The 13134-nt window shown below is 62.4% G+C and carries 9 protein-coding genes and 1 pseudogene; 3 read left to right on the forward strand and 7 right to left on the reverse strand.

Annotated elements, in window-relative coordinates; genetic code table 11:
- Positions 1–162: 162 nt before the first annotated feature.
- Both WJU18_RS19585 and WJU18_RS19590 read right to left on the reverse strand, forming a co-directional pair.
- Positions 163–2621 (reverse strand): annotated as a pseudogene (locus WJU18_RS19585) (YgiQ family radical SAM protein).
- Positions 2622–2798: 177 nt separating this feature from the next.
- Positions 2799–3347 (reverse strand): CHRD domain-containing protein, encoded by a 549-nt coding sequence (locus WJU18_RS19590; RefSeq protein ID WP_423454955.1) that lies wholly within the window; start codon positions 3345–3347, stop codon positions 2799–2801.
- A 250-nt stretch (positions 3348–3597) separates the two neighbouring features.
- Between WJU18_RS19590 and WJU18_RS19595 the strand changes: the two genes are divergently transcribed.
- Entirely contained in the window at positions 3598–4647 is a 1050-nt protein-coding gene (locus WJU18_RS19595; RefSeq protein ID WP_423454084.1) for an IS110 family transposase, read from the forward strand.
- 420 nt (positions 4648–5067) lie between these two features.
- Here WJU18_RS19595 and WJU18_RS19600 read toward each other — a convergent pair whose 3' ends face one another.
- The 3 genes from WJU18_RS19600 to WJU18_RS19610 are packed head-to-tail and all read right to left on the reverse strand — an operon-like array spanning position 5068 to position 8781.
- Complete coding sequence (locus WJU18_RS19600; RefSeq protein ID WP_423454956.1) at positions 5068–6063, reverse strand: Bug family tripartite tricarboxylate transporter substrate binding protein; 996 nt, start codon at positions 6061–6063, stop codon at positions 5068–5070.
- Positions 6064–6121: 58 nt separating this feature from the next.
- A complete protein-coding gene (locus WJU18_RS19605) occupies positions 6122–6934 on the reverse strand; it encodes an enoyl-CoA hydratase/isomerase family protein (RefSeq protein WP_423454958.1) in 813 nt (270 codons plus the stop codon).
- Entirely contained in the window at positions 6931–8781 is a 1851-nt protein-coding gene (locus WJU18_RS19610) for an AMP-binding protein (protein ID WP_423454959.1), read from the reverse strand. Before WJU18_RS19610 ends, WJU18_RS19605 begins: the two co-directional genes overlap by 4 nt.
- Positions 8782–8958: 177 nt before the next feature.
- On the opposite strand from WJU18_RS19610, the gene WJU18_RS19615 reads away from it, so the two are divergent.
- On the forward strand, positions 8959–9741 hold the full coding sequence (locus WJU18_RS19615) for a helix-turn-helix transcriptional regulator (RefSeq protein ID WP_423454961.1): 783 nt from the start codon (positions 8959–8961) through the stop codon (positions 9739–9741).
- Positions 9742–9779: 38 nt separating this feature from the next.
- Here WJU18_RS19615 and WJU18_RS19620 read toward each other — a convergent pair whose 3' ends face one another.
- A complete protein-coding gene (locus tag WJU18_RS19620) occupies positions 9780–10454 on the reverse strand; it encodes a TetR/AcrR family transcriptional regulator (RefSeq protein WP_423454963.1) in 675 nt (224 codons plus the stop codon).
- A 90-nt stretch (positions 10455–10544) separates the two neighbouring features.
- Here WJU18_RS19620 and WJU18_RS19625 point away from each other — a divergent pair, with 90 nt between their 5' ends.
- A complete protein-coding gene (locus WJU18_RS19625) occupies positions 10545–12164 on the forward strand; it encodes a 4-hydroxyphenylacetate 3-hydroxylase family protein (RefSeq protein ID WP_423454965.1) in 1620 nt (539 codons plus the stop codon).
- Positions 12165–12216: 52 nt separating this feature from the next.
- On the opposite strand, the gene WJU18_RS19630 is transcribed toward WJU18_RS19625, so the two are convergent.
- Entirely contained in the window at positions 12217–12876 is a 660-nt protein-coding gene (locus WJU18_RS19630; RefSeq protein ID WP_423454967.1) for a CHRD domain-containing protein, read from the reverse strand.
- Positions 12877–13134: the final 258 nt, after the last annotated feature.

A 13134-nucleotide genomic window follows, 5' to 3' on the forward strand; every position in this document is an offset into this window, starting at 1 on the left:
GATTCGGCATTTTCGGCAGCGACTGTCTCGAAACTATCTATAAGGGTCTTTTAATTTGCAAAAAATCTTATTTATTTGCTTTTATGCATTTATTCAGGGTTTCGGGCAGCGACCCCGCGCCTATTCTTGCGCTCAAGTCATAGAGCAAAGACGAGGGCCGTTTTACCTCGGCTTGCGGGCAGGAGCCTTGCGCGAACCACCCTGCCCCGCTGGGCCTGCCGAGCGCGGAGGCAGGCCCGTATGCTGTGTTAGCACACGGCCAGGCACTGGCCGGCTGGTACGGAACCGCACGTCTTCGCGAGGTTCCTTGGCAGCGATATCCGCATCCCGGCGCCCCACCGGGCCGGCCGAGGATGAGCGGGAAGGCTGCTTGGCAGAGTCCGACGGCGTGCTGTTCTTGCGCCGGGCACTCTGGTAGCTGCCATCCGAGAGGGGTTGCCAGGATGGAATGAGGTGGTGCTTCCCGTTGCCGATGAGCTCGGCACGGCCCATGTCTTTCAATGCCTCGCGCAGCAGCGGCCAGTTGTTGGGATCGTGGTAGCGCAGGAAAGCCTTGTGCAGCCTGCGACGGCGCTCGCCCTTGGGCGTGTCCACCTTCTCGGCGCGCTCGTCGCGGTGCACGCCCTTCAGGGTATTCAGGCCCGTGTGGTACATGGCCGTGGCGGTGGCCATGGGCGACGGATAGAAGGCCTGCACCTGATCGGCCCGGAAACCATTTTTCTTCAGCCACAGCGCCAGGTTGAGCATGTCCTCGTCGGTGGTCCCGGGGTGCGCGGCGATGAAGTAAGGGATCAGGAACTGCTTCTTGCCTGCCTCTTCGCTGAACTGCTCGAAGAGTTGCTTGAACCGGTCATAGCTGCCGATGCCCGGCTTCATCATCTTCGAGAGCGGCCCCTCTTCAGTATGCTCAGGCGCGATCTTGAGGTAGCCGCCCACATGATGCTGCACCAGCTCTTTCACGTAGGCCGGCGACTTGACGGCCAGATCGTAACGAAGGCCGGAGCCGATCAGCACCTTCTTGATACCCGGCAGCGTGCGCACGTGCTTGTAGATGGATATCAGCGGATTATGGTTGGTCGTGAGGTTCTGGCAGATGCCGGGGTACACGCAGCTGGGTTTGCGGCAAGCCGCCTCGATCGCGGGTGAACTGCAGCCCAGGCGGTACATGTTGGCCGTGGGGCCGCCCAGATCACTCACCACGCCGGTGAAGCCCTGGACCTTGTCGCGCATCTCTTCCACTTCGCGCACGATCGAGTCCTCCGAGCGGGACTGGATGATGCGGCCTTCGTGCTCAGTGATGCTGCAGAAAGTGCACCCACCGAAGCAGCCGCGCATGATGTTCACGGAAAAGCGGATCATCTCCCAGGCCGGGATCTTGGTCTCGCCATCGTGGCGCCCTTGCGCGTCAGCATAGCGCGGGTGGGGGCTGCGCGCGTAGGGCAGATCGAACACGAGATCCATCTCCGCCGTGGTCAACGGGATGGGCGGGGGTTGATCCAGACATCGCGTGCCGTGGCGCCCTCCCCGTGCGCCTGGACCAGCGCGCGCGCGTTTCCGGGGTTGGTTTCCAGGTGCAGCACGCGGTTGGCGTGGGCGTAGAGCACGGGATCAGACTTGACCTGCTCGTAGCTGGGCAAGCGGATGACGGTGCGCTCGCGGGGCGGGCGGGCCACGGGGGCCGACACACGCCCGGCTTCCCGGATGAAGCGGATCGGCTGCACACCGCCTTTGATCGGGCCGTCTGTGGTGAGGCCGTCAGGGACGGGGCCGCCAGTGGCGCCTTTTTCGCTGGCTTCTGCCTCACACACCCCGCCGCGGGACGCAGCCTGCTCGCTGGTAGTCTGATAGGGGTTGAGGTGGGCTTCCACACGCCCCGGGCGGTCGACCTCGGTGGAATCGAGTTCGAACCAATCCTCGGGCGCCGAACGCGCCACGAAGGCGGTGCCGCGCACATCGGTGATCTCTTCCACCGGTTCGCGGCGTGCCAGCCGGTGCGCGACTTCGACCAGCGCGCGCTCGGCGTTGCCGTACAGCAGCAGATCGCATTTGCTGTCGACCACAATGGAGCGGCGGACTTTGTCGCTCCAGTAATCGTAATGGGCGATACGGCGCAGGCTGCCCTCGATGCCGCCGAGGACGATGGGGACGTCCTTGTAGGCCTCGCGGCAGCGCTGGCTGTAGACGATGGCGGCACGGTCAGGCCGCTTGCCGCCCACATCGCCGGGGGTGTAGGCGTCGTCACTGCGGATCTTGCGGTCAGCCGTGTAGCGGTTGATCATGGAATCCATATTCCCCGCCGTGACGCCCCAGAACAGATTGGGCTTGCCCAGCGCCTTGAAGGGCTCGCTGCTCTGCCAATCGGGCTGCGCGATGATGCCCACGCGAAAGCCCTGGGATTCCAGCACCCGGCCGATCACGGCCATGCCGAAGCTGGGATGATCGACGTACGCGTCGCCCGTGACCAGCACCACATCGCATGAATCCCAGCCGAGCGCATCCATTTCCGCCCGGCTTGTGGGCAGAAAAGGGGCGGCTCCAAAGCGCTTGGCCCAGTACGGTTTGTAGCTGGAAAGCGGCTTGGCGGCGCGCGGGAAGAAAGAAACGTCGACAGGGGCGTTCACGGCGGGCGGCAGCTTGGGAGAACCTTATAGTGTAAGGTTTTGGAGCCTTGGCTGCTTGCAATCATTCCAAAGCCCCTTATCTCGCCCTGCAGGAGCGGCTTCAGGCGCGAAAAAGGCGTTTCCTTTCAGATGCGCCCCTTTCGTGGCTGAAGCCGCTCCTGCGAATGCAAAGAAAACTCAGCGCTGCTCGATCAACTGGCCCCGGATTTCCCCGTCCGGGTAGCGGGCCGTGCTGAGATTGACATACCACTGGCCCATCAAGACATCAGCCTTCTGTGAGGGGGTCAGCATGGCGCTGCCCTCGTTAGGGCTGGTGACAGCACCCTTGCCCAGCGCCACACGGGGATTGGCGACTTCGCCGTCCATGGCCGGACCATAGAAATTCGCGGTGCGGACCGGACCGCTCATGCCGTCGAAGGTCAGTTTCCAACGGAACAGGCCGGTCGTGCGGTTGAGCACTGCCACCAACTGCCCCTGGGCAGCGCTATCGCTGCGCGGCACCACATTACGGCCATTCAATTGAGCTCTGAACGCGGCCAGTTCTGGTTCACGCTGCGGAGCTGGGGGAGGCGCCGTGGGCGCAGGCGGCGCGGGACGCCCGGTCGGTTGCGTGCCGCAAGCCGCCAGCAGGGCGGCCAGCATCAATCCAGAGGCCAGCCTGGACGCTTGGCGAGTCTTGCGCACGAAAGCAGAGGTGCGGGTAGAACAGGAAGGCTGAAGAGACATGACAGGCTGCGGGGACATACCCTGAACCATATCACCCCCACGATGCCTTCTACCATTGCAAATTGAAACAACCAATGAAGGCACTGCTGGCGTGGCCTTTGAAAGTTTTTACTTAAGTAGCAGCAGCGACAAATTTTTCACCGTCATTCCCGCGCAGGCGAATACGAGGGGACTTCCCACTTACCAGGAACGGCGTCGAAGCGCCAAGATTGAGGTGCGAACGTCAATCTAAAGAGTAAGGAGAAGTCCCATGAGTGAGATTACACGAGTTGGAGTGGATCTGGCCAAGAACTTGATTCAAGTGCATGCGGTGGATGCTCAGGCAGGTGTGTTGGTGCGCCGAGCGCTAGCGCGGCGAGGTTTCCTGCCCTGGTGCGCGAAGTTGCCTGCCGGTTGTTTGGTGGTGATGGAGGCGTGTACTGGAGCGCATCACTGGGCACGCCGGCTCAGCCAGCTTGGTTTGCAGGTGCGCCTGATCGCGCCTCATCTAGTGGCGCCATACCGTTTGCAGGGCAAGAAAGGCAAGAATGACGCCAATGATGCTGCGGCGGTGTGCGAGGCTGCCAGCCGCCCGCAAATGCACTTTGTGCCGATCAAGACGACCGAGCAGCAAGCGATCCTGGGTGTACACACCCTGCGTCAAGGCTGGGAGAAAGACAGAACTGCGTGCATCAACCGTATTCGTGCACTGCTGGCCGAGTTTGGTCTGGTGTGTCCTGAAGGGGTGGGCAAGCTCAAGGAGCAGCTGACCCAGCTCAACGAGGATGCCAGCAACGAGATGCCCGCGCTGGTGAGATTAAGCATTGAGCGACTGCAAATGCAGTGGCGCCAGCTTGATCAGGACATTGGCTGGTGCGAGCAGCGCATTGCACAACACATCAAGCAAGACAGTCGAGCTCAGCAGGCTCAGCAGCTACTGGGTATTGGGCCTATAGGCGCTTCGGCGCTCGTGGCCAGCGTGGCCGACTTCAGTCAGTTCAAAACGGCTGCGCAGTTTGCTGCCTGGCTGGGGTTGACACCCTCGCAGCACTCCAGCGGTGGCAAGAGCCGCCTTGGCGGCATTACCAAGCAGGGAGATACGTATTTGCGGATGCTGCTGGTGCAGGGCGCCAAATCGGCCATTCACTGCAGCAAGCCACGCCAGGAGCGAGTGTGGCTGTGGGCGCAGCAGTTGCGTGAGCGCATGGGCTGGCAAAAGGCGGCTGTCGCGCTGGCAGCCAAGAACGCCCGCATTCTATGGGCGATGTTCACGCGAGGCCAGCCATTTGTGGCCAATCATGTGAGCGTCAAACCGACGTAGAAGTAGATCGACACATGTTTCGTTTATCAAAAAAATGATGTTTCAACAGGACGGCACTTCGCAGATCAATTGAACAGGTTAGACCGGCAGCGGATAAGCTCGATGGATTCCAGGTGGCCTGTTCAGGCCACGAAAGGCGAATGGGAGCCTCCGCTGAGCGGCTCGTATCTGGGTCCGACACCAAGCTCTTCGTAGCTCGTCAACAAGACCGTCAGTAGGTAGGCCGTCTTTCTTCGTTCAGTTCAGTGTCCTTGCAGTCAGCTCCGTAATAAACAACTAAACCATCAGAACCATCAGAAATAACAACCATATTCGCTTGACAACGTGGGATGCCCCAGTAGGGAATCCAGCAACAGCGCCAACTGGAAGCACTGGATTCCCGCCTGCGCGGGAATGACGAATCCTCACTGGAATCAGTCATCAGTTGTCGCCGCGAAACCCTGAAGCATCGACCACGGCCTTCCACCGTGGCGTATCGGCGGCAATCATCCTGGCGACTTCGTCCCGGCTGGTGCCGGTGACGGAAAAACCGGCTTCGACCAGGGTTTTCTGGATCTCCGGATCCCGCACGGATGCGGCCACTTTCTCGCTGAGCAGCTTCATGACCGGCTCCGGGGTGCCCGTGGGGGCGAACACTGCGAACCAGGCCGAGAAATCCGCCTTGGGATAGCCTTGCTCCGCAAACGTGGCCACCTCAGGCAATAGAGGCGAGCGCTTGGGGGCCGTGGTGGCCAGGCCTTTGACTTTTCCGCCCTTGATCTGCGCCATGGCCAAGGGCGTGGACATCAGGATGCCGTCGATTTGACCGGCGATCGTGGCCGTAACGGCATCGCCTGTCTGCCGGTAGTGCACCGCCTCAAGCGGGAAGCTCCCCAATTGGCCGAGAATCACCGCTCCGAAATGGCCCGGGCTGCCGGCGCCAAACGTGCCGAAATCCACCTTGCCGCCCTTGCCCGCGGCCATTTTCATGAAGCCCGGCGCATCCTTGGCAGGCGAGCTGTTGGGTACGACCAGGACAAAATCGGTTTTGGCCACCTCCGACAGCGGCACCAGCTCTTTCGCGGGCTCATAGCCGATCTTCGAAAAAGCAAAGGGCGCTATCGAGATCGCGCTGACGTCTGCGAGCAGCAGGTTGTATCCGTCCTTGGGCCCCTTGGCGACATAGGCCGCCGCGATCTGCCCGCCCGCGCCGGAGCGGTTTTCAACCACCACCTGCTGCCCCAACTGGGCGGCCATGCCTTTGGCGAGGGTGCGCGCCAGGATGTCCGGCCCGGTGCCGGGCGCAAAACCCACTTGAAGCCGCACCGGATGGTCTGGGTACTTGGCCTGCGCATACGCACCGGCTGCGGCTGTCCCCAAGGCCACGGCGATGCCGGCATAAATCGCCAGGCGGCGAGGCTTGAAACTGAAAAACATGGTTTGCTCCTTGATGTGATGGTTTTTCGTCGATTAGTTTCAAAACGCGTTCACGTTCTCAGCGCCCGAGGAATCTCGGCGCGCGCTTTTCCATGAATGCAAGAGGCCCTTCCCTGGCGTCCTGACTGCTCATGACTTCTCTCTTGGCTGTATCCTCCAGCGCAAAGGCGCTGTGGAGCGGCAAGCCGCTGCCCTGAATGGCAGCCCGGCGCACGGCTTGCACCGCGACAGGACCGTTCCCGGCGATCTGCCCGGCCAGCTCAAGCGCTCTTGCGAGCACGCGGTCCTTGGGCAGCAGCTCAGTCACCAGCCCCCATTGAAGTGCTTGCTGCGCGCTGAAAGGACGGCCCGTGAGAAGCACCTGCATCGCGACTGCCGTCGGCACCTGGCGCGGAAGCCTGGCCATCGAACCGGCGAAAGGCAGCAACGCGCGCTGAACTTCCGGCAGGCCGAACTGAGCGTGATCGGCCGCGATCCGGATGTCGGTACCCAGCATCATTTCGAACCCGCCGGCCAGGCAGGTGCCATTGACAGCGCAAATGGTGGGTTTGACGATGTCGAAATCCCGGAGCGACGAGATCTCCATGGTCTCCACGTCTTCGAGCAGACGCCGGTCAAACTCGTCTTCTGGCGCGCGCGCGCCCGTCATCAACGGCAGCGTCAGCCCAAGATCGCCACCAGAACAGAAGGCGGCATCGCCCGTACCCGTGAGCACCACCGCCCTCACCTGCTGATCGGCTCTGACCGCGAGGAACGCATCCGCCAAGGCGCAAAGCATTCGTGGCGACAAGGCGTTTCTGGCTTCGGGCCGGTCGATGCGGATCAGCGCGACATGCTCGCCGTGGCGCTCCTGATGAATCGTGCCGCTCATACGGCAGCCTCCTGCCGGTCGCCGCGGCCGGCCAAGCGCCACCGCAGGGCGAACGGCGCCATCATCTCCTTCACACTGGCGGCCGCCACAGGATCGCCGCCACAATCAAAAACCACCTGAACGCCCTTCCCGTCAGCCTGGACACAGGCCGCCACTTTCTCGTGCAGCGCGCGTTGCGCGAGCCGGGCCTCGATGACTTGCCCGGCGGCCATTTCCCTCAGCCTCGGCTTGAAAAACTTGCCGATGGCCGTCATGGGCAGCGAATCCAGAATGAAGATCTGCTTGGGCACCGCCGGGCGCTCCGGCATGTGGGCCTCCGCGAACGCCAGCAGGCTCTGCGTATCCGCCTTCGCTCCAGGTTTCAGGGTGACGTAGGCGACGGGGAGCTCCCCCGCATACTCGTCCGGCGCCCCCACCGCCGCCGCCATGGCCACCTCGGGATGCTTGTGCAGGGTGTCCTCGATCATCAGCGGGTCGATGTTGTGGCTGCTGCGGATGATCATGTCCTTGGCACGGCCCGTGACGTACAGGCGCCCTTGCGCATCCAGATGGCCGACGTCCCCGCTGCTCAGCCATCCGCCTTTCAGGAACACGCCTTCATTCTTCGCCGGATCGGTATAGCCGGGGCTGACGTTGGGCCCCAGGATCTGCAGCTCACCGTCTTCTCCGTCAGGCAGCGGCTCTCCATTCGCATCCACCGCCCGGACTTTGACGAACGGTATCGGCAAGCCAACCGAGCCGGCCGTGCGCGGCATGGCGCAAGGCTCGATGGCAATGACTCCGCCGCACTCCGTCATCCCTAGAATATTCCGCACGGGAACAGCGAAACGCTGCTCGAACGCGTCAGCAAGGTCTGGCGGCAAAGGCGATCCGCCAGTCAGCAGGCTTCTGACGCGAGAGATATCGGCGCCACCCACAGACACCGCGAGCAGCGATGACATCACCGTGGGAACAGCCGCCAGCAGAGTCGCCCCCTCGCGCTCCGCAAAATCCCAGTAGCGCTGCACAAACCCGGTGTTCCGCATGCCGAGCAGCGTGGGCAGCACCACGGTGGCGCCCACCAGGAACATGGACAGGCCGTAAACGAACGAACCCGCCACGTGAAACAGCGGAAAGCCGTTGATGATCACGTCCCGCTCGGAAGCGCCATACATGCATGCGGCTCCTCCGGCCGCGCAAAGCTGGTTGCGGTGCTGGTGCTGGGCCAGCTTCGGGCTCCCGGTGGTGCCTCCGGTATGGAACAGAGCCGCCACATCGTCGATGGAAGGCGAGACGGCCAGCGGGGCATCGCTCTGCGCGGCAACTGCCGCATCGAAATCCGTGGCATCACCTGTTTCCGCCGTCGCCCCGATGACCAGCACATTCTTCAGCTGGGGGTAGCGCTGCCGGATGCCCGCCACGCGCGACCATACATCCAGCTCGGGGTGCGGCCCCAGGGCCACAAGGACGTTGACCTTCGCCGCCTGCAAGAGCTCCGCGATATGTTCTTCGCCGAGCAAATAGTTGATGGGGCAAGCGATGCCCACGGCCTCCGCGCCCCAGAGCGTGAAGTGCGCTTGCGGAATGGCCGGCAACAAGAAAGCCACCCGAGGCTGTTCATTACCGCACAGCGTTTGGAACAGCCGGGCGGCGCGGCGCACTTGAGCCGCGAATTGAGGATAGGTCCATTGCTCGGCCGGCTCGGCAAGATCGGCGCTTCTGATGTATTTCAGCGCGACACGCTGAGGGTGCCTTTCTGCCTGCGCTTGCAGCGCATGGGCCACGCTCCTGTAAGGCAGATACTCCTCGAATGGGCGGGACTCGATGTCTGTCACATCGCTCACGGACTGAATGGGGCGAATACTCAAGGGCGCTCCTGGAACCTGTCTGTCTAGGTCCAAAATTCTGGTCATCACCCCGGTACTCGTCTGTCCTCCCCGATGGGGACAAAGCCACCGATATCTAGGGAAAACCCTTTAATTGCCATCGCTTAGCATCGGTAAATTCAAACCGAATCACGCAGGGCACTTAACCAAGCCAGTGGCATGCAGTTCATTTCCGCCAGCCGACCCACACGCATCCGTTCATGGACCAACGCCCGCGCGCTGGAGTCCATGGCTGGGCTGATCGGTTGTATCGGCCACCCCAATTTCGCCGGCGATGCCCTCGCCCAGGTGAACCGCCTCCTGCCCGTGGCCTGGTGGTCGGTGTTCCAGCTGTACCCAGACGCACCGCCCTGCATGCCACTGACGGCCAGCTTCGAGTTTCCCGATGGAACCATGGACTCCTGGCAGGCCTACCGGAAATCCCTGTACCTGCGCGACCAGACCTTCCTGGAAGCCCGCGAACGGGCCAGCGGCGCCGAGCAGGTGCTCGTGCACTGGAATGCGCGCGAAATCCCCCGCGCCCACCGCGAGCGCATCTACAGCAAACATGCGCTGCGCGAGAGGCTGTCCCTGGTGTGTGAGGATGAAGGAGCCTGGCTGGCCGTCAATCTGTACCGGCGGGAAGAGCAGCCTTTTTTCTCGGATACGGATATCGACACCCTCAGCGGCGCCTGCGCGCTGATTCTGTCGAGCGTGCAGCGGCATCTGGCCTTGAACCCCGGCTCAGCGCCCACGGCAGCGGCGCTGAGCATGCTGACGCCGCGCGAACGCCAGGTGTGCGAACGCATGCTGAAGGGCTGGACGCACGAAGGCATCTCTTCAGATCTTCAGCTCTCTCCCGCCACGGTCAAAACGTACCGGGACAGGGCATTCGAGAAGCTGGGTATCCATCATCGCAACGAGTTGTTCGCTCTGCTGAGCGGGCATTTCGAGAAACGGTGAAAGCCGCGCCTACAACCGAGTGGGTTATCCCGGCAGCCTCAAGCTGCTTCAGCCCTGCTTACCAACCGTTCCAGGTAGGTATCGAACAGATCCTGTGAAGCCTGCTTGAACATGCGGATACGCCCTGTGTGGCTGAGCACCAGCAGCCCCACGGTATGCGCGAACAGGCCGGTAGTCTCCTCAAGCGCCTGCTGCTCGGACATGCCCAGATGGAGCAGGGTATCTTGCGTGGGCTGCAGCACACTGCGAAGGCGCGCGTTGAGTGCCTCGTTCAGCTCGGGGGTGAGGCCTCTGGGCTGCATGCCCTGGAACAGGTAGAAGCCCAGGTCCAGATCGCGAGGGTTCTCGCGGTAGAAGTCAAAGAAAGCCGTGGCGGAGGCCCGCACCCGATCAGGCCCCGGGCTATGCCCTCCCACTGCATCCAGAACACGGGTATTGAGGCGCTCCAGCGACTCCCCCAGCAGCGCTCCATAGAGCTCCTCCTTGCTGGCGAAATAGCTGTAGATAGCGCCCGGCGTATAGCCCGCGCGGTGCGCGATCTCACGGATGCTGGCCTTTTCCATCCCCAGCTCGAAAAAGGCCGACCGGGCAGCATCGAGGATCAGTTCCCGGCGCACGTCCGCCAAGGCCTGATGCCTGAGCTGGCGCGGGTCGCCCGTTGATTTGGCCGCCTTGCGGGCCGGGCGTTGGAGGGTGGCCGAAGTGGCTTTCATGGGGAAATTATAAACATTGACAAATTCATTGAACACTGTTCAAAATAAAACCTTACCGTTCAAGCAAAATGAGAAAGACGAGAAACCGCGATGAATGCATCTCATGAAGCCGTGCCGGCCAGCAGAGTCAATCTCATGTCGGGAGACGACTACCGGGAATCCCTTCGCCGCTACAAGCCCAAGGTGTTCGTCGACGGGCGCGAAGTGGCCAGCGTGGCTGACGAGCCTGCGTTTCGCCCAGGGGTCAATGCCCTGGCCTTCACCTATGACTATGCGCTTCGTCCCGAACTGGCGCCCATTGCCCTGGCCACGCAATCCAGCCGCCACCGCGTGATGAACCGCATGCTCCATGTGAATGAATCGGCCGGAGACCTTTTGAACAAGCTGGAGGCCGTGCGCGTGCTGTGCCAGGAGACCGGTTGCGCCCAGCGCTACCTCGCGCATGATGCGCTCAATGGCCTCCATCAGGCCGTGGCGCACATCGACGATGCGCGCGGCACCACCGAACACCGGGCGCGCTTCGCAGCCTATCTGGCGGATGTACAAGAGCGCGACCTGTCGCTCGGGGTGGCCATGACAGATGCCAAAGGCGACCGCAGCAGGAAGCCGCATCAGCAGGCCAACCCCGACACCTACGTGCACGTGGTCGAAAAAAACGGAAAAGGCATCGTGATCAGCGGCACCAAGGCCATCGTGACTGGTGCTCCCTACATGCACGAATTGCTCGTGATGCCCAGCCGGAACATGGGCCGCGAAGACGAAGCCTTCGCCGTATGCTGCGCGGTGCCGGTCGATGCACCGGGTATCACCATCGTCTCCAGACCGGCGGGCCGGCCCGGCGAAAAGCTGGAGCATGGCGACGCGCTGTTTTCACGCAAATACGGCCAATCCACTGCCGTGGTCATGTTCGACCGCGTCTTCGTGCCCTGGGAGCGGGTGTTCTACGCAGGCGAATGGGAACACAGCCATGTGCTGACCTACAGCTATGCCACCCATCACCGCCATAGCTGCATTGCTGCCCGGGCAGGCTTTGGCGATCTTCTCATTGGCGCGGGTGCGCTGATGTGCGAGGCGAACGGCCTGGATCCCGAGAAAAAAAGCAATCTCCGCGATCCGATGGTGGAACTGATCAAAATCACCGAGGGCTTCTACGCCTGCGGGGTGGCGGCCAGCGTTTATGCCACCAACGACGAGCACAGCGGCTCCTTCATGCCTGATCCGGTCTTCAGCAACATCGGCAAGCTGTTGCTGGCCACGCAGATCTATGACATGCATCGTCTGGCGCACGAAGTGTCCGGCGGTTTGATCGTGGCCCTCCCCGGCCCTGATGAAGACCACAACCCTGAGACGTCGGCGAAGCTTTCCGAGGTGTTGCAGGCCAACGCCAGCATTCCATACGACAAGCGGATCCAGACCGCCCGTTTCATTGAAGACCTGACGGCGTCCTACCAAGGCGGCTGGTATTCGTTGATCAGCATGCACGGCGGCGGTTCGCCAGCAGCCATGAAGCAGGAGATCTGGCGCAACTACCCTGTGGGATCGAAGGTCGAACTGGTGGAGCGCCTGCTGGAGCGCGGGCTCGTGGAAGACGAGAAGCGCTCGATCACCAAAAACCGGCAGCCAGGCCGCTGTTGCGACACCGGCTGTACCACGCCGGGACAGCCGGTCATGGTTCCGCTGCCTGTCAGGGTTGAGCGGGGCGTGCAGTAACCGTGGAAAGCGGGCGGGTTTGAAACCTGCCCCTACGCGATTTTCCGCGCCATCAGCGCACTACGCGCAGTTGCCCTCTCACTTCACCGGCGGGGAAGCTGCTGGTCATCACATTCACATACCAGCGGCCATCGACCAGATCCACGGCTTGCTGGGGCGAGAGCGTGGCACGGCCCTCATAACGGGGCCCGAATGGGCTCGGCCAAATCATGGTGGGAGGTGCGGCTTGGCCAGCATCGGCGGGGCCATGGAACTGCACGCCCGTGATGGTGCCCGACAAGCCCGTCCAGGAGGCCTTCCAGCGCAGCACCCGGGTGTTGGAGTCATACAGCGCATCGAGCCTGCCTGTGCCGGCACTGCGCGTGGCCGGGACTGCACTGGCTCCATCCAGCTGAGTGGAGAAGGTAACCAGGTGCGCATCGGGACGCTCGGCGGCACTGGCCGGAGGCGCCGGCTGGGAAGCGCTGTCGAGCGGCGGTAAGGTCTGCGATTGCGGCTGCGCGGGCACCACGGGTTGCGGCAGCACGCCGTCTGGCTGCGCGGCTGCTTGCGGCTGAGGGGCCGGCAACGGCTGCGGCACGCGGATGGGTGGCGGATCGTAGCGCCGGCTAAGATCGACCGAGGCGCAGGCGCTGACCAGACACGCGACGGCGAGCACCGCCAAGGCATGACGCGAAGGAGTCAACCTGGAAGCAGCAGTTGTCATAGGCATGGCGGGCTCCTTTGAATCAATGAATAACTTTAACTGCGAATCAAGACCGAAATTGTAGGCAAACACGGAAGCCGCTCCGAAGAAGGCATTCCAAAGCTCTCCTCCGTCATTCCCGCGCAGGCGGGAATCCAGTGCCACCTTTTCACCGCCCCCTGGATTCCCGCCTGCGCGGGAATGACGAGAGCAACCGCAAAGTCTTATGACACTCTTTGAAGACTTCCTCAGGGTTGAATGCCTGCTATCCTGCCTCCTCAATCC

The organism is Ottowia sp. VDI28, from assembly GCF_049532675.1.
In the GTDB taxonomy this organism is placed as follows: Bacteria; Pseudomonadota; Gammaproteobacteria; order Burkholderiales; family Burkholderiaceae_C; genus Ottowia.